Source organism: Ereboglobus sp. PH5-5 (genome assembly GCF_029504805.1).
Classification (GTDB): domain Bacteria; phylum Verrucomicrobiota; class Verrucomicrobiia; order Opitutales; family Opitutaceae; genus Ereboglobus.
Genome location: NZ_JAQFIT010000021.1, coordinates 31,072 through 47,061 on the forward strand (window position 1 = coordinate 31,072; position 15,990 = coordinate 47,061).

Below are 15,990 nucleotides of genomic sequence, written 5' to 3' on the forward strand. Positions count from 1 at the left end.
TGCTTCATCAACGATGCGAAGGTGCAGAATGTAAAAAAGGACGAATTGTCAGCCAAGCATCTTCATTACTCCGGGCGCAAAGCAAAGAAGATAATTGCGTGGGGAATTTGCAAAAAACGGAATCGTTTGGTGACATTTAAACAAGTGCCAAGACAGAGTTTATAAAATATTCTGCATCGAAAACGCATCTAAAACCCGGCCTGAAATGTGTAATTTCCCGCGCCGACACTCATGATTTTATGGCGCCGTTTGTTGTCAGGAAGAAAAATGGTCGCGCTTGTGTTCGGGGGCACGCTGACGCGCAGCCGCATATTTCCGTTTGCGTCGATTTCCCAAGCGGACCGAATCAGCCCGGCAGGCGAATCAAACGCCGCCTTCGCCCATGTCACCCCAACATCCCCGGGATGGGGCGGGCGTATTATGAAATGCTGAAAGCCGGGATGCTCCGGGTCGCGCTTGATTCCAGCAATACCGTCAACATACCAAGCACCCGGAAACAAATACGAGCTGTGCAGGAGCGAGTGCCCGCGCAGGTCTTTTTCCCACATCTCCCAAAGTGTCGTCGCGCCATTTTCCCGCATATAACCCCAGCTTGGGTAATCCGTTTGCGATGTCATGGAATGGAGCAGATCGTGCCTGTCCTCGTCGCGGAGCACCTTAAAAAGCATCGCACCCGCGGTGATTCCGGCGTGCATGCGGCCTTTGCGCACGACCAGGATTTCATGCTCCAAGCGTTGCATGACCTCGCCCCGCAATTTCGAAGGCATCACATCCGCAAGCAATGCGCCTGCCAGGCACGCCATTGATCCGTCGGCATAACTGCTGTCGCCGGCGTTGTAGTATTTTTCATGAATCGCGCGGCTCGAAACGCGGGCTTGGTTTTCCCATTCCGCGGCCTCCGCCTCCCTGCCAAGGACGCGCGCAATCTTCGCCGCCGTTTTAATATTATACACGCGATAACAATTATTAAGACACAGTGTTTGCGCGCTGTCGTTGTTCATGCCCTCGGCGGTCGCGTTTGGCCAGAGCCAGTCGCCAAGAAAATCCCACTTGCCGCCAAAACGCTTGAGCAGGCCGCCCTCGACATGCGTGTCAAGAAACGCGAGCCATTTCTTTATCATGTCAAAATTGGTTTCGAGAACGCGCGCGTCCCCCTCGTGTTGATAAAGATACCATGGCAGGACAACGCAAATGCCGCCCCAGCCGGGACCGCCGCCGCCCCAATAGGTCGGGGCCGTGTGCGGCATGATGCCGCCTCCAAGAAGCCGTCCGCTGGTTTCCGCTTTCCGCGCATAATCCGGATCATTCATGCTGCCAACCATCGCCTCGGTTCCCTGCACGTCGCGCCAGTCCTCCAGCCACTTTGTATAAAACGCGGCCATGCGATAATTATACATGGCGGTTTCCGCCGTCGCATGGGCGTCGCCACCGTAACCCATTCGCTCGCGCTGGGGACAATCGACTACCATCCCGCCAATCGAGAGGTTTTCAAATGTCCAGCAAACACGATTATATATCCAGTTTTGCAGGGGATCGGAGCACTCGAACGTCGTTGCACGCCCTACATCCGTGCGCACATTCCAGCCGCGAATATCATCAAGCGCCGGTTTCGCCTTGAGGCCTTTAATTGTGATCCAGCGCCCGGAGCTATAATTAAAGCGATTGCGGAAAACGCCCCGCCCCGATGCTCCGATTATATATGCGCTTCGATTCCGGAAAGTCATTTCGTTCTGCTGTCTCTCGGAAAACAGAAAATCAATCCGGTCGCCGGGGTTCCCCGCGATTTTGATTTCCGTCCAGCCGGCAAAATTCACCCCCATGTCAACACGCCAGACGCCATCGCCACGATCTTCAATTGCGACCGGGCGGATTTCGTCGAAAAGGCGATTTTTCTCAACCCGCTGCGCCGTCACCTGAAGTTTCGGATTATATACTGTGGCACTTTTCCAATTTGTATCATCAAGGGAAACACTGGAAAAATCATCCATCTCCTGCTCCCGCAAACCGTCAAAGATTTCGCCGCCCATGTTGCCAAAATCCCAAGTGCCCAAAAGCCTGTTTGGGCTTGGACGTGTTTTCCATGTTTCATCTGTTTGCAGGCGAAGAAGGGGCGATGTGTCGCTTCGATTTTTATAAATATCCGCCTGCGCGCGAACGATTGGCGTGCGCGGAAGATTTTCCGTTATATAACCGGGAAAAATCGACCACGACGCGCCCAGCCAAATGGTAATTGCGTTTTTCCCCGGCTGAAGCGCCCCGGCAATATCGTAGGCGATATATCGCGCCCTCTTTGTATGGTCGGTCGCCGCCGGGGAAAGCACATGGTGGCTGTCGATTTGTTTCCCGTTCACATACAATTCATGATAACCGACCGAGGCGACGAACAGGACCGCGCGCCCCGGTTTTTCATTTAGCATAAATGTCTTGCGCAACCAGGGATCGGCGAGGTTGCAGTCGCCTTTTTTCATGCCGATTTTATAATCAAAAACCTCATCGGAGCCGATCCACTTCGCGCTCCATTCCGATTGTTCAAACAAACCGGTCGTCCATTCGCTTTGCGCGGGCGGCGCCTCGATGCCATTTTCATCTTTCACGAGCAGCGTCCATGTATAACGACGGTCGGACTTCAGCGACTTTCCCTGATACTCGATCTGCTGCATCCGATTCGATGCAACCCAGTCGGAATCCCAAGCGGTGCATTCCCCGCATTTAACAATCACACGATAGGCAGTCTGCCCCTGACCGCGCCCGTCGGAGTTTGCAGCCTCAAACGCCCAACCAAACCGGGGCTTCCTTTCATCAAGCCCCTCCGGCCTGTCGAGATACTCTGTTCGCAAATTAACCGGCTTGATACTGCATGCCGATTGTGCGCCCGCAAAACCGGAAACAAAAAGACCGGAAATAAAAACGAGGAAAGAGTGAAATAATATTTTTTTCATAGAGGGACTATAAAGGGTGAATCTCAGATTTTGAATATCAAAGAGAACCTTGCACATAGAACAGCCAAACGAAGTCAATGGTCCGCCTTTTGTTGCGTGCGTTCGAATACGAAAAATCTTCTCTAAAAGCAAACTCAAGAAGGGCGCGAACGCCTGCCTTGGGCTATGAATACAAAATTAAGCACGACTCTGATGATAATTTCGATCACGGTCCGCATTGGCATCCGTTATCCCCACATTTACAAAACCCACCTCCGCAATAGTTATCTCTGCCGCAATCGGGGCATGTTACAGGTGGGGTAACCTCGGAGCCGGGGCGGGATCAATGTCATCGGGGTCAATCCACCAAGGACAAGTTGTAAGGCACGCTCCGTCACTGCCGCACATAGGACACTCTTCCATGCATTCGCCAAAACAAAGCCAGCCATAGTCGCCACAAAAGATGCATGTGGGACAGTTACAATTCCGATATCCACAATGGGGACATGGATCACAGGAACAACCATCGCTGTCGCACTCTGGACATATATCAGCGCACATGCAAAGCCAGTTGCTGAAGCCGCATAGGGGGCATTGGTCGCTGTATTCGCAGTCATAGGTCTCATTGCCGCAATCGGTGCATGTTTGCATGCACTCGCTGCCCGGGCAATTAGGGCTCCCGCAATTATCGCACGGGGAGCAGTCTCCGCCGCATTCGAGATCACCGCAACTGGAGCAGGGATCATAATGACTTCCGCCCTCTCCGCAATCCTCGCAAGCGTGCGCTTGTTGGGTAATTAGGATGACACAAGACGACAGCAGTAGGTATTTTAATATATTTGGAGTTTTCATCGTAGGGTTTGAGTTTTTATATAACATGTTTCCGAAGGGTTTATCGAAAACTAAATCTATCAATATTCTTACATGCAGCTTGAGTATTGTGTGAAATAAAATATGGGTAATATTAAAATGGGATGATGTCCGATGCACAGGTGTAATTAAGAGCGTGATTGTAAAAAGTGCGAACATGGTATTCTTTTTGTGCCGTAAGGGTTGCGCGGATTGCCGTTTTACTTGCCTTTGTCCGCGCGTTGCGCACCCTGACCGCCCTATGAACCAGACCCCGCGCATACTGTTATTGTTGCTGGTGTTTGTGCTCGTGCCGCTGCATTGCCATGCGGCTGATGAAGAGATCATCACACTCGACACGCTCACTGTGTCCACCAAGAGGCATCAGTGGCGCTACTCACGCTCGGAGCATTTCGAAATTCTCTCAGCTGTTGACTATACCAAGTTTGTTTCGCGTGTCGTGCAGCGCGCGGAGCAAATCATCGGTGTGTTTGAAAAAAACAGCCCACTCTTTCGAATGCAGCGCGAGTTGCCCGCAAAACTCATCTTTATCAACGACCAGGGTGTCGATCGTTACCTTGTGCTCGCTGGCAAGGAAGACCTGCGGCACGCCCGCGATAACCCACCGCTGGGCGTGTTTCCGGATCGCATATTATTCATCCCTTCGAGACAAATTTCCGTGCGCGGTTTCCACGATGAAGAACAAGCTGTGTTCTTAAAGCTTATCACGCAAGCATACCTCGATAACGAAACGCCGTTTGATGAACGCGTAACCGAAAATGCCATTGACCTTGCGCTTAATTATTTGCTCATGTGCGTCGATATTCAGACCGGGCGAGGCAGTCCGCCGTGGCTTGCGACGGCGCTCAAGTGTTTGCGCGGTCACACGCAATCCACGCCAACGCCCTCAACGCCGAGCCGTGGATTTGGGTCGCCAATCTACAAGCGCAAGTATCGACCCTCATGGTTTTCGATTAGCGATTATGAAATGCTCGTCGGGCGCTACTGTGTCGCATGCGAGACCTTGTTTTTGAGCAGGGCGTTTGATTATCCACGCGAAGACGACAAGGATGCCATCGAACGGCGAAAGAAAATCTGGCTCAATTACGCGCTCGCGCCAAATGCGAGCCTTGGCGTTTTTCTCGAAAACCCGGTGAGGAAAAAACCAAATGTCGCGATTCTGAATGCTGCGATTATCGCGGAGCGCGAGGCGCGGGACTTTGTGTATTATTGCACATTCGTTGCGGACGCTAAAACGCGCATGGCATTTGCGCGGTTTGTCGTCCGCACGAGGAAACAACGACCAAACGAAGTCGTTTTTAAGGAATGCTTCGGCATGGACTACGACGCATTTCGCGCGCGCATGTATGATTTTTACACACAGCTCGGCAAAAACGACCCCGAGCACAAGGACAACCCGTGGGGGCCGCCTGGGATTGCCGTGGCGAAATTCAAGAGGGAGAACATTCCCCCCACTCCGAAGTTTCGCCCGTCACGCCGCAGCGAGACAGCGCGGATTCTAAGCGATTGGTTCGCGCTTTGCGGCGCGCGCGACCTGGCGCGCCAAGTGCTGGTCAAGGCCAACGACGAATCCGCTCAAGTGCGAAGAGATCCGGAGTTTGTCGCCGCGTTTGGCCTGAGCGAAGCCGCACATGGGCGGAAACACAGCGCGGTCGCCATGCTCGAAAAAGCCATGGCGTCGAAACAAGTCGTGCGCCCCGAGGCATGGCGCACGCTTTCACGACTGCGACTCGAAAACCTTTTGGAGCTAAAAGGTGAAAAGCATAGACTGACGAAAGACGAACTGAACACCGTCATCGAGCCGCTAGCCGAGGCGCTCAAGCAAAACGGCGCGTCGCAGCAGACGTATGTGCAATTTGCGCAGGTATGGACGCACACGGATGTGAAACTGCCGAAGGAATATCTCGACATGCTTGCAGCGAGGGTTCGCGCGTGGCCGGAAAACGAGGAATTGCGCAAGGTGATTGAAAAAATCCGCTGAGTCAGCGCCAGCCGGTGAAATCAAACGGGACAATCTCATCGGACACCGTTTGCACCGCGCGTATCCCCAAATTTTGGGATACGCCTTTATATATTACCGTTCCCCGGATTGCAGCGCGTGCAATCGTTGTGTGAGCGGGTAGAGTTTTTGGGTATTATTCTCGAGCACGTAATAATGGCGCAGGTAGCAGATTTCGGTGAGTGTGAGAATAATCGTGACCGCGAGCATTTGCCAGGTGGGCAGGAATATCGCGCCAATGGCCGCCGCAAGCAGCAGCATCGCGAAAAAGAGCGTTACGAGCAGGTGGATCAGGCGTTCGTGCTGAAAGGCCTGTGTTTGCGCAAGGTGATAGGCAAGCAGGGCGCGAAGATGCCCGGGGTGCCTGTTTTCGCAGGGAGAGGATTCGATCGCGGCAAGCTCCCGCTCCATGCGCCTGATGTGATCGAGCAGTTGTTTTTTCATTATTAAGAAGCTCCCATGCCCGCACCTATTTTTTCCTCGGCGACAGAAACCATTCCCTGGCCACGCCGTAGAGGAAAATCGCCAGCAGCGCGAAGGGGATCAGCGAAAGCAACCCGGCGTGGGGGCCGTTGTAAAGCGGGTTGTGATTTTGCGCCCAAGTTGCGATGGCGTTGTCCGCGCCGGGGAAAAAGCCCGCCAGCACCGCAAACACAATGCCGCCTATCGCACCGCCCGCGATGTAGCCGGACGAGAGCAGCACACCGGGGCTCTTGTCGCTTTCGGCATTAAACTGCTCCGGCGTGAGATTCGCGTGGGAGGACTTCCGGCTCATCCAGCGGTCGATCAACCAGCGGATCATGCCGCCCGCAAGAATCGGCGTCGTGGACGAAAGCGGCAGATACACGCCCACCGCAAACGCGAGCGCGGGAATAAAGGAAAGCTGCAGCGTCACCGTGATCATCACACCGAGCAGCACCAGCGCCCACGGCAGGCGCTGGTCAAGAATGCCCTTAATTATATACGACATGAGCGTCGCCTTCGGGGCGACAAACTTGCGCACCTTGCTGCCGTCCGGGCGTGTGTCAAACGAGCCGTTGATGCCCGGATCGACAAACCAAACCGCCACGCCTTTTTCATTAACCAAATACTTACCCTCGATGCCGGCCTTGGGATCGGTGTTGTGCCAAGTGTAATAAACGCCGGAGTCGTCGCGACTTTGCGGGCCGTGCAGCGATTCCTTGCGCGAGAGCGCGCTGACATCGACCTGGATTCCCGCGGGGGCGACTTGCGCGACCGGCACATAAACCGTGCTTCCGTTGTTGAGCAAGCTCAGCAGCGGCCCGAGCACGAGCGCCGCCGCGAACGCACCGATCAAAATCGCCAGTTGCTGCGAGCGCGGGGTCGCGCCGAGCAGGAAACCCGTCTTCAAATCCTGCGAAGTCGTGCCGCCGTTCGACGCCGCGATGCACACGATCGCGCCAACGGAAAGCGCCGTCACGTAATACTGGCTGCCCGTCCATCCCACGATCAGGAACACGAGGCAGGTGAACAGCAGCGTCGCCACAGTCATGCCCGAAACCGGGTTCGACGTGGAACCGATCTCGCCGGTGATGCGCGACGAAACCGTGACAAACAAAAATCCGAAAAGAACAATGAGCAGCGCGCCGAGCACGTTCATGTGCAGCGAGGGCGCGAGGGAAATGACCGCGATGAGCGCGAGAATACCGATGAACACGGTTTTCATCGGAAGGTCGCGCTGCGTGCGCGCGGTGGAGCCGTTTTTCCCGGGGGCGTTTTCGCCGGGCCGCGGCATCCCGCGAATATCCGCGAAGCCGGCCTTGATGCCGCGCCAGATGGCCGGCATTGCCTGCACCATGCTGATGATGCCGGCGGACGCCACCGCGCCCGCGCCGATGTAAAGGATATACGCGTCGCGAATACTATTCGCTCCCTCGATGGGCATTTCACTGATGGGAATGGTGCCGGGCTCGACGATGCCGTTGATGCCGTCGCCGAAAAATTTTATCAACGGAATCAGCACCAAATACGAAAGCGCGCCACCCGCGCACATGATGCCCGAGATGCGCGGCCCGATGATGTAGCCGACGCCGAGCAGCTCCGGCGAAACCTCCGCCGAGATCGAACCGCCCGCGAGCGGTTTGCCGAAAATTTTCTGCGGAATATCCTGCCACCCGCGCATGGCGACGTTGAGTGTTTTGTAAACGAGCCCGATTCCGAAGCCCGTGAAAATCTGGATGGCGCCGGGAGCATTGCCTAGCCCGGCGGCCTCGGCGGCGCGCATATCGGCCTGGGCGGAGGGCGAGGCAACGGCGCGATCCCGCGCGTTGGCGCCGGCCTTGAGCACGGCGGCGCACGCGGTGCCCTCGGGATATTTCAACTTGCCGTGATCCTCGACGATGTGCGTGCGGCGCAACGGAATCATCATGAGGATGCCGAGCAGCCCGCCAAGGATCGCCACAAGCATCACGCGCGTGAGCTCAAGGTCGAAGCCGAGGATAAAAATCGCCGGCATGGTGACGCCCACGCCGAACGCGATTGACTCGCCCGCGGAACCGGCGGTTTGCGTGATGTTGTTTTCGAGAATGGAGGAGTCGCGCACGCCGAGCTTCGAGAGCCCGCGAAACAGCGCCAGCGAAATGACCGCGACCGGGATCGACGCGCTCACGGTGAGGCCGACCTTGAGGACGAGGTAGAGTGACGACGCGCCGAAGACCATGCCGAGAATCGCGCCGGTGAGGACTGCGCGCAGGGTAAACTCGGGGAGCTTGGTGTTGTCGGGTATGTAGGGCTCGAACGGCTGGGGGGCTTGGTGTTGCGACATGGATGTGGGCAAAATGAAGAACGCTCATCATGCGCGCGAAGGCGCGGACTGCCAAGTCTGCTTTTCAGCGGAGGGCAACAGAACGCGGGCGGCGCGACGCGTTTCAGCGCGTCAAGTCGTAGAGCGCGTAGCCGGCGCGCAGGTTGGGAAACGCGTGGCAGGGTGTTTTCCAGTCGCCGCGCAGAAATACGCGGCGCGCGACGCGAATGTTTTTTTCCGCGCAAAACTGCTCGAAGTCGGCGATGCTCGCCAGGTTCGCCGGACGGCTCTCGTGCCACGGCGTCGTGTAGACCTCATTGCGCGGCTTGCGTCCGTGAAAAAACGTGTCGAGCCGGTTTCTCCAATAACCGTGGTTCACAAAACCGACCGCCACGGCGCGGGCGACGCGCAGCGCCTCCGCGATCACCGCCGCGGGATTGCCGACCTCCTCGAGCGTGCGCGAGCAAATGACGCGCGAGAAGTGTCCGTCGGGAAACGCGCGCATGAACGCGAGCATGTCGCCCTGATACGCCGTGATGCCGCGGCGTATGCACGCGGCGATTTTTCCGACATCGAGATCGACGCCCACAGCCTGCACGTCCTTCGAGTGCACAAGCGACTCGAGAAGCACGCCGCGCCCGCATCCGAGGTCGAGCACACGCGAGCGCGGCTCCACCCATTCGGAGATGGTTTGCATGTCAACGGTGCGCTTGATGGCGGGCTTGGGGGCGGTGCGTGTCATTTCAATTTTTCCCAATATGGAGCAAAAAGGAACAACGCGTCGAGCACGAGACTGTGCGTGATTTTGCCCGTGCGCGCCCACTCGTAAACCTGGTCGACGGGAGCAAGCGAAACCTCAATTTCCTCGTCCTCGTCCCATTCGACGCCCGTTGTCTTTTCACATTGCCCGGCAAACACAAGATGGCAGCTGTTGTTCAAAAACGCGGGATTGGGATGGATGCTTCCGAGCAGGCGGGCGTCGCGGCTTTCGTAGCCGGTTTCCTCGCGCAGTTCGCGCAGGCCGGCGGCGACGGGATCGGTCTCGCCGGGATCAATGACGCCGCCGGGGATTTCCAGTGAAAAATCATTTATGCCAAAACGAAACTGGCGCACGAGCACGAGACGGTGGTCGGGCGTGAGCGCGACGACGTTGACCCAGTCGGGCGCGTTGACGACGTAGAAATCGCGCTCCGTTTTGCGCGAGGGATGGGTGTAGCGCGTCGCGCGCAAATCGAAGATGCTCGTGCGCGTGATGACATTGTCCGCGCCCTTCTCCCATCGCGCGGGCGCGACGGGGCTTGGTTTTGTTTTTTGTGACGGCATGGATTTTGAAGCTCAAACCGGGCGGCGCGGGCGACGGCGTATTGTTTTTTTGGATACAAAAAACCTCCCGGGCCCGGGGGCGCGGGAGGCTCCTTTTCAGGATGCGAAATTTATTTCTTTGGAAGAACGATGCGCTGGCCGATGGCCAGGCGGCTCCAATTGATGCCGGGGTTGACGGCCTCAAGCTGCGCCTGGGAGAAACCGGTGGCGCGGAAAATTTTGGTGCCGTTGTCGCCGCTCTTGACGGTGTAAACATCCGTTCCGGCCTCGACGGGCGCGGCGGCAGTGGCATTGCCGGCCGCCGCTTGTTGCGGGGGGCGGGTGGTGGCGCGGGTTCCCATTTTGTCGAGGCGGTCGCGAAGCGCCGTGAGCTGCTCGGTGACCGTCCTGAAGGACGCGTTGGTTTCCCTCGCCACGGTCATGAGGCTGTTGTGCGTGTTGCTGGCAACCTGGTTCGCGTTATTGGCAACCTGAACGGCACCGGCAACCTGCGAGAGCTGTGTCTCAATGCCCGCGACACGATCCGAAAGGCTTCTGATGTCGGCGATGTCGTTTTTAACCGACTTGACTTGCACGAAGGCAAAAATCGCGAGCAAAAGCGCGACGCCTCCGGTGATAACCCCGGCCAGCGGCAGGTAGTTGGTGTTCGATTCGTGCGAGGAAATAGTGTCCATGGATTAAAGATTGCTGAATTACCGTTAGGGTTAATGAGTTGCCGTAGCAAGCAGAGAGTGCATTAGTTGTTCACAGTTGCGCTAGAAAGTTGACAGGTTGGTTTCGGGAGGTTCGTGTGTCGATTGTTTTTATCACCGACGGGGTGTAGCTTAGCCTGGTAGAGCGCCTGCTTTGGGAGCAGGAGGTCGAGAGTTCGAATCTCTCCGCCCCGACCAAAATTGCCGTGAATTCGGATGAATTGAGGGGGGAATTTTGAAGACGTAAAGGAAGGATAAATTTTGAAATTTCAAAAAAACGCCCCCGTTTGCCGGGAGCGTTTTTGGAATTCAAAGCCGCGATGTTTCGCGAAGTTCGGGCGGCTATTAAAACTAGGCTGCCGGGGTCGCGGCCGCGGTGGCGCCGCCGGAAATACGCTCGCTTTGATAGCTGGCGTTTTCCGCCCAGATTGTGTCGGGGGCAATGTCGGCCACCTGCTTGTAGAGGCCGATCGCCTCGGCTGCGCGCCCGGCGTCGGCGGCAAGCGTGGCGAGATGGTAGGTGGCCTCGCCGCGAATGACGGGCGGCTGGGTGGCGTCGTTGGAGATTTGCTTGAGCCGGGCCTCGCCGTCCGAAACGGCTCCTCCGAGCACTTTCGACATGGCCGCGCCAATGAGCGCGCGGCCGGAAAAGATCGGCGACTTGGCGGCGGCCACCTTGTCGTAAGCGGCGGCGGCCGAGGAGTAATTTTTCGCCTGGTAATCCTCGTCGGCGATACGAAGCTCGGCGGCGGTGGCGAGGGGATGCCCGGGATGCGCGGTGATGAAGGCGCGGAGCTGGTCCGTGGATTTGGCCATGGCGTATTCGAGGCCGACCTTGTCGGCGCTTTCCTTCTGCATGTTGCGGAATACGCCGACGCCGGCCACCACGAGGATTATGACAAAGCAAATGATGTAGATGCTTTTCTCGTTCTTGAGCCAGAAGCTCTTGAGTTGCTCGTCCGATGTGGGTGCGCGAGGCGTCTCGTCAACGGGTTTCTTCGGGTTGTGTGCGTGCGGAGGGTGGTTCGACATGGGTGGAAAAGTGTGTGCTTGCGTGCTGTTAAAAACGCATAAGAGAACAAATGCAAAGACGGGTGTAAAGGGAGGAAAGATTTGTTTGCGAAACGGGGCGCGTCCCAAAATTTTTTGAAAACACACGCGCGCAAGATGCGGCGGCGCGGCATTGCGCGACATCGGATTATTGACACCCATGGCGTAAAACATAGTTTTACACCATGATCAAAACCATCTCCAAAATCGGGAACTCGCAGGGCATCATTTTTGACGCCGCCCTGCTCGACATGGCCCGCCTCGCGGTCGGGGATCAGGTTGATGTCACCGTGCACGACGGCGGCACCGTGACGCTCACCCCGCTCAAACGGAAAATCACCGCCGGGGACGCGCGCGCCTCCGCCAAAAAACTCATCCGCAAAAACGCCGGGGTTTTCCGGAGCCTCTCATGAAACGCGAAATCGCCCACCTCACCGTGGCGGCGGTTGAGGCGATTCACGACGAGGCGCTCGCCGCGCATGGCGGCGCGCCGGGCCTGCGCGATCGCGGAATGCTGGAATCGGCGGTGCTCGCGCCGCAGGCAACCATGCTTGGCGAGCCGATGATTCAAGACCCCGTCGAAATCGCGGCGGCGTATCTTTATTATATTTGCCTCAATCACCCCTTCCTCGACGGAAACAAACGCGCCGCGCTCGGCGCGTGCCTTGTTTTTCTCGACCTCAACGGGCTTCTTGCCGACGAGGCCGTCACCACGAAGGCCGCCGATGCATGGGAACGGTTTGTGCTCGATGTCGCCGCCGGGAAAATCGACCGCGTCGAATGCGCAAAACGCCTCGAAAAATTGCTGGGGTAAAAAAAGCGGCGCTGAATGGCCAGCCCAACGGTGCAGAATGGCAGAAGGGAATTTTTGAGCATGACAAGGGGCCGACGCCTTCAAGTCACCACCTCAAGAATCACGTCCACGTCATCCGTTGGGCGCACTCCGGAAAGATCGGGATTATCCAGCAAAAAACCCACGATGGAGCCGCCGACAAAGGCATAATCCAGCCCCAGTTTTTCAAGCCGGTCGGCAATTGCGCGCAATGCTCCTAAATTAGAGCTTATCCCTGAATAATACATGACCACGGATTACACGGATATACACGGATGCAGACTCCGGATTTTGGTATTTATCCGTGTAATCCGTGGTCAAAAAGATTGGAAAATCTTAATTCTGGATAACCGCTTAGGCGGCATGGGGTTTCAAACGGTTGGAGAGCTCCTTTTCCGCGAGCTGCCGTTCGCGGGCGCGTCCGATGCGGATAGCATCGACAAGTGACAGCATTTCATAAAGCGCGGAATCGCGTTGCGCCGCGCCGGGCACGCTTGGATAGAGAGGCTTTACCGCAACGCCCTGCACAGTGCCATCAGGCGCGGGCCACACCGGGGACATTTGCCCTGAAATTTGAAATTTGTCCGCCAGCGTCGGCGCGGCCCAAGCGGTCGGCATGCCGCGAGTGACCTCCTTGGTTCTTGCGGGAAATGCATACGGCACACCGTGAACAAGAAACTTCATCAATACGTCCCGCCGCACGATTTTGCTTTCCGGCTCAACCAAACGCGCCTCGTCCAAGCGCCGGACTGCCGCATGCGCTTCCGACGCGCTCATCCCCAGTTCCCGTCCCAACTCGGCATAGCTGAGCAAGTCGCCACCCAAGGTGAATTTGAGCGCAACAACAATGTCTTGTTGCTTGATAAACATGGGAATACATTATTCGCGAATTGCGAATAATCAAGTGATAACATTGATTGCAATCTTCCATGCTCTGCGACTCTGCGGCTTGTGCCACTTGGAACATTGGGCATCCTGTCAATATGGTTGACGGTTTTAGCAGCGTGAAGCGACAAACCAGCATGCTTGGGCGGATTTGCCCAAAGATCTATAATGACAAAACACCCTCCTATGTCATCTCCTGTTGTTTCTTTTGTAAGGTCTGCTGTGATATTTTTTAAAATTATTATGTGTATCATGTTAATTGAAAATTAGTTAGATTTACTGTAATAACATGTCTTAACTTTTATTATTGACACGGCCCTAATTTTAAACCACCTCAAAGCACATGAAGATATCCAAGAAATGTCCAGAAATCGACTCGCTCCGAGAGGCGATCCAAAATGGTAAGGAAGTTATGGCATTCAAGATAATGGAAGCAGATGGGCTGTATGATGGAGACAAAGACTTCATCGTCAGCTATGCGCGCAACGCAATCGTTATTCATGACCGCTTAGTTAGCGTTGCTGCTGCGCTAGATAAGATTGAGGCAGAGCTGTGGGATATTGAGAATTCTTCGTGGTGCGGTGGTTTTTTCGTGGATTCGAATGCTGAAAAAGTATCTCGGGCATTTAATGATCTTCTGGGTAGCGACAAGCCCGGGATTGATGAACGCGATAAAGTTGAAATCAAGATAACGGAGGGCATGATTCGACAAAATTTACTGACTTTTACCAAGCCTATTAAAAAAGGGAAATTAAAGGCCGGTCAAAAAATGATCCTAGAAACAAAATCGGAAATAGTAGAATCGGAAATAATTCAACCAGGTAATAAATTGAGAGAGCGGGGCGCAGTAGGACGTTTGTATAGGGAATCCCATGCCCAACCTAACGATTTGCTTATTTTAACCCGCATAGGCCAAAAGGAGGAAAACCGATGGCAAGTTACGATAAAGCCACACGTTAAACCACTTATTTTGTAATTCTCACCGATACTCTTCACCCAAACCAAGGATGGGGCTTCTGTATCATATATTTGAATATTGAAAATATTCCGCCCGTTACTTCGGTCTGCAGCGAGGTAAAGAGAGAGCGCTAGGCGAATAATCTTTGGACTGCAGTTCAAATTTTAAAAAGATATTACCCTTAATCAAATACTATAATATTATGACTCCAACATTAAAAATTACTGCATATAGCAATCGCTGGCAAGGCATGATACTCGTTTTACAGACACTCCACGAACGAATCGGCACGAATACAAAGCAAGAGGTAATCGATCATATAACTCGCTCCGGTTATTACGATGTCACAAAACACGATCTTCCTTCTTACGAAAACAAGAAAGAGCCAAAATATCACACGCTTCTCGCCTGGGCTCGTAAAGATGCCGTGATGCGCGATTTGATATTAAATAATGAACGCGATGCTTGGGCTTTAAGTCTGTATGGCCGCAGAAAAATTGAAGAAATACACCGTGCTTTTGCCAATGGAACATGCGATGTGAGGAAGTGCTATCTCTGGACACAGAAATTTAAGAAAAAACTGATTCCATCTTATGAACCTTCTGGTGCAGATTCAAAAAGGCCAGAAAAGATTTGTTATGATTTGCTATGAAAATAAAGCAAAACTACATCCGCTTATTTTTACGTTGATTTGTTTTGCTAAAGTGTGTCCCGACATTGCTTTACGGCTTCAATATTTTTTGAAAATTATGACGAATAAAGTTTAGAAACCTAAACATTATGACAGCACAATTCGGAGACCAGCTTCGTTACAATGGTAAAAAATACAAAATGGCAACACAGCCATTTGACATATATTTAGAGACACATAACATACAGACAGTATCAGAATGCACTGCAAATTGGAGAGGCTATTACGGGGAATGGGAAATAATAAAAGGAAAACTATTTCTTGTGTCTATTTCTGCCAATATCCGGAATATGGAGACGAAAAGGAAAATTTTTTATTCATATAAAAATTATGCTGCTGTTGACTTGGAGTATTTCTTTCCGGGTCAAAAAAAAGTATTTGCAGAATGGTTTTCTGGAAAAATTAGACTACCCGTTGGAGAAATGCTAGCGTATATACACATGGGGTATGCATCAATATTTGAAAAAGATATAATTCTTAAATTTAAAGATGGCATCCTGATTTCCGAAAAAGTGATTAACAATCGGGAAAAATTAGTTATTAAAACTGATTTTTCCTGACTCGCGGAAGACAAAAGCCTGTGCAGTTTTAACCCGAGTTCGTCAGTTCAAAAAACACGAGTGTTGGGAATCAACGGATTGCGCGATTTAGTGGGCGATTTTCGGCACTACATTCGCAATTTGACGAGCTCCTTTCGGCAGGCGCAACCCGAGGTGCGCAAGCAATTGCCCCAACTCGGGCTCCGGCGTGCTCACCACTCGCAAACGCATTTGCGCCTCTTCAGCCGCGCGTTTCAGAGGAATGATCACGTCCATGCTTTTGACGCCCGCCATTTCCTTGACCAGTTGTCTCGCGCTTGTCCCAAGGCCTTTCGCACTCATCCATTGCTCCAGCGAGCGCCACATCGCCAGCGCCGATAACGTCCGGAATCTTGCGCACATTTTTTAAAGCTATAGCAGCGGGGGACTACTCCCGATGAACCAAAAAACTGAAAACCCAGATGAAGGC

General features: G+C 54.2%; 16 protein-coding genes and 1 tRNA gene. 7 read left to right on the forward strand and 10 right to left on the reverse strand.

What is annotated here, in order from left to right:
• Window positions 1–188: 188 nt before the first annotated feature.
• Complete coding sequence (locus tag M2103_RS12455) at window positions 189–2,660, reverse strand: family 78 glycoside hydrolase catalytic domain (protein WP_277510969.1); 2,472 nt, start codon at window positions 2,658–2,660, stop codon at window positions 189–191.
• 1,369 nt (window positions 2,661–4,029) lie between these two features.
• On the opposite strand from M2103_RS12455, the gene M2103_RS12460 reads away from it, so the two are divergent.
• Window positions 4,030–5,769, forward strand: coding sequence for a hypothetical protein (locus tag M2103_RS12460; RefSeq protein ID WP_277510970.1), 1,740 nt, complete (start codon window positions 4,030–4,032; stop codon window positions 5,767–5,769).
• Between the two features lie 93 nt (window positions 5,770–5,862).
• Here the strand turns inward: M2103_RS12460 and M2103_RS12465 are convergent, their stop codons facing one another.
• The 5 genes from M2103_RS12465 to M2103_RS12485 all read right to left on the reverse strand — a co-directional run bounded on the left by M2103_RS12465 (window position 5,863) and on the right by M2103_RS12485 (window position 10,548).
• On the reverse strand, window positions 5,863–6,231 hold the full coding sequence (locus tag M2103_RS12465) for a hypothetical protein (protein ID WP_277510971.1): 369 nt from the start codon (window positions 6,229–6,231) through the stop codon (window positions 5,863–5,865).
• A 25-nt stretch (window positions 6,232–6,256) separates the two neighbouring features.
• Window positions 6,257–8,572: an oligopeptide transporter, OPT family gene (locus M2103_RS12470; RefSeq protein ID WP_108824823.1), complete on the reverse strand. Its 2,316-nt coding sequence runs from the start codon at window positions 8,570–8,572 to the stop codon at window positions 6,257–6,259.
• 103 nt (window positions 8,573–8,675) lie between these two features.
• Complete coding sequence (locus M2103_RS12475) at window positions 8,676–9,293, reverse strand: methionine biosynthesis protein MetW (RefSeq protein WP_277510974.1); 618 nt, start codon at window positions 9,291–9,293, stop codon at window positions 8,676–8,678.
• A complete protein-coding gene (locus M2103_RS12480; protein ID WP_277510977.1) occupies window positions 9,290–9,874 on the reverse strand; it encodes an NUDIX hydrolase in 585 nt (194 codons plus the stop codon). The genes M2103_RS12475 and M2103_RS12480 overlap by 4 nt, the downstream gene beginning before the upstream one ends.
• Window positions 9,875–9,984: 110 nt before the next feature.
• Window positions 9,985–10,548, reverse strand: coding sequence for a LysM domain-containing protein (locus M2103_RS12485; protein ID WP_277510978.1), 564 nt, complete (start codon window positions 10,546–10,548; stop codon window positions 9,985–9,987).
• 139 nt (window positions 10,549–10,687) lie between these two features.
• On the opposite strand from M2103_RS12485, the gene M2103_RS12490 reads away from it, so the two are divergent.
• Window positions 10,688–10,764: transfer RNA gene (locus M2103_RS12490), tRNA-Pro, on the forward strand.
• A gap of 153 nt (window positions 10,765–10,917) precedes the next feature.
• Here the strand turns inward: M2103_RS12490 and M2103_RS12495 are convergent.
• Window positions 10,918–11,598: a tetratricopeptide repeat protein gene (locus M2103_RS12495; RefSeq protein WP_277510981.1), complete on the reverse strand. Its 681-nt coding sequence runs from the start codon at window positions 11,596–11,598 to the stop codon at window positions 10,918–10,920.
• 203 nt (window positions 11,599–11,801) lie between these two features.
• On the opposite strand from M2103_RS12495, the gene M2103_RS12500 reads away from it, so the two are divergent.
• Together M2103_RS12500 and M2103_RS12505 are read left to right on the forward strand one after the other, a co-directional pair.
• On the forward strand, window positions 11,802–12,029 hold the full coding sequence (locus tag M2103_RS12500; RefSeq protein WP_277510983.1) for a hypothetical protein: 228 nt from the start codon (window positions 11,802–11,804) through the stop codon (window positions 12,027–12,029).
• Window positions 12,026–12,430, forward strand: coding sequence for a type II toxin-antitoxin system death-on-curing family toxin (locus M2103_RS12505; RefSeq protein ID WP_277510986.1), 405 nt, complete (start codon window positions 12,026–12,028; stop codon window positions 12,428–12,430). The genes M2103_RS12500 and M2103_RS12505 overlap by 4 nt, the downstream gene beginning before the upstream one ends.
• Before the next feature lie 80 nt (window positions 12,431–12,510).
• Here the strand turns inward: M2103_RS12505 and M2103_RS12510 are convergent, their stop codons facing one another.
• The gene (locus M2103_RS12510; protein WP_277510987.1) at window positions 12,511–12,702 is read right to left on the reverse strand and encodes a hypothetical protein; all 192 of its coding nucleotides are present in this window, start codon (window positions 12,700–12,702) and stop codon (window positions 12,511–12,513) included.
• A gap of 100 nt (window positions 12,703–12,802) precedes the next feature.
• A complete protein-coding gene (locus M2103_RS12515) occupies window positions 12,803–13,318 on the reverse strand; it encodes an AsnC family protein (protein WP_277510988.1) in 516 nt (171 codons plus the stop codon).
• A gap of 358 nt (window positions 13,319–13,676) precedes the next feature.
• Between M2103_RS12515 and M2103_RS12520 the strand changes: the two genes are divergently transcribed.
• The 3 genes from M2103_RS12520 (at window position 13,677) to M2103_RS12530 (ending at window position 15,542) form a co-directional block, all read left to right on the forward strand.
• Window positions 13,677–14,309: a hypothetical protein gene (locus M2103_RS12520; protein WP_277510989.1), complete on the forward strand. Its 633-nt coding sequence runs from the start codon at window positions 13,677–13,679 to the stop codon at window positions 14,307–14,309.
• Between the two features lie 184 nt (window positions 14,310–14,493).
• On the forward strand, window positions 14,494–14,943 hold the full coding sequence (locus tag M2103_RS12525; protein WP_277510990.1) for a hypothetical protein: 450 nt from the start codon (window positions 14,494–14,496) through the stop codon (window positions 14,941–14,943).
• A 128-nt stretch (window positions 14,944–15,071) separates the two neighbouring features.
• Window positions 15,072–15,542 (forward strand): hypothetical protein, encoded by a 471-nt coding sequence (locus M2103_RS12530; protein WP_277510991.1) that lies wholly within the window; start codon window positions 15,072–15,074, stop codon window positions 15,540–15,542.
• A gap of 87 nt (window positions 15,543–15,629) precedes the next feature.
• On the opposite strand, the gene M2103_RS12535 is transcribed toward M2103_RS12530, so the two are convergent.
• Window positions 15,630–15,923 (reverse strand): hypothetical protein, encoded by a 294-nt coding sequence (locus M2103_RS12535; protein WP_277510992.1) that lies wholly within the window; start codon window positions 15,921–15,923, stop codon window positions 15,630–15,632.
• Window positions 15,924–15,990: the final 67 nt, after the last annotated feature.

Bases quoted from the DNA above. Each gene is read 5' to 3' on its own strand.
- M2103_RS12515 (WP_277510988.1), bottom strand. From the start codon at position 13,318: ATGTTTATCAAGCAACAAGACATTGTTGTTGCGCTCAAATTCACCTTG.
- M2103_RS12480 (WP_277510977.1), bottom strand. From the start codon at position 9,874: ATGCCGTCACAAAAAACAAAACCAAGCCCCGTCGCGCCCGCGCGATGG.
- M2103_RS12495 (WP_277510981.1), bottom strand. From the start codon at position 11,598: ATGTCGAACCACCCTCCGCACGCACACAACCCGAAGAAACCCGTTGAC.
- M2103_RS12500 (WP_277510983.1), top strand. From the start codon at position 11,802: ATGATCAAAACCATCTCCAAAATCGGGAACTCGCAGGGCATCATTTTT.
- M2103_RS12520 (WP_277510989.1), top strand. From the start codon at position 13,677: ATGAAGATATCCAAGAAATGTCCAGAAATCGACTCGCTCCGAGAGGCG.
- M2103_RS12455 (WP_277510969.1), bottom strand. From the start codon at position 2,660: ATGCAGCAGATCGAGTATCAGGGAAAGTCGCTGAAGTCCGACCGTCGT.
- M2103_RS12505 (WP_277510986.1), top strand. From the start codon at position 12,026: ATGAAACGCGAAATCGCCCACCTCACCGTGGCGGCGGTTGAGGCGATT.
- M2103_RS12535 (WP_277510992.1), bottom strand. From the start codon at position 15,923: ATGTGCGCAAGATTCCGGACGTTATCGGCGCTGGCGATGTGGCGCTCG.
- M2103_RS12530 (WP_277510991.1), top strand. From the start codon at position 15,072: ATGACAGCACAATTCGGAGACCAGCTTCGTTACAATGGTAAAAAATAC.
- M2103_RS12525 (WP_277510990.1), top strand. From the start codon at position 14,494: ATGACTCCAACATTAAAAATTACTGCATATAGCAATCGCTGGCAAGGC.
- M2103_RS12460 (WP_277510970.1), top strand. From the start codon at position 4,030: ATGAACCAGACCCCGCGCATACTGTTATTGTTGCTGGTGTTTGTGCTC.
- M2103_RS12475 (WP_277510974.1), bottom strand. From the start codon at position 9,293: ATGACACGCACCGCCCCCAAGCCCGCCATCAAGCGCACCGTTGACATG.
- M2103_RS12470 (WP_108824823.1), bottom strand. From the start codon at position 8,572: ATGTCGCAACACCAAGCCCCCCAGCCGTTCGAGCCCTACATACCCGAC.
- M2103_RS12465 (WP_277510971.1), bottom strand. From the start codon at position 6,231: ATGAAAAAACAACTGCTCGATCACATCAGGCGCATGGAGCGGGAGCTT.
- M2103_RS12485 (WP_277510978.1), bottom strand. From the start codon at position 10,548: ATGGACACTATTTCCTCGCACGAATCGAACACCAACTACCTGCCGCTG.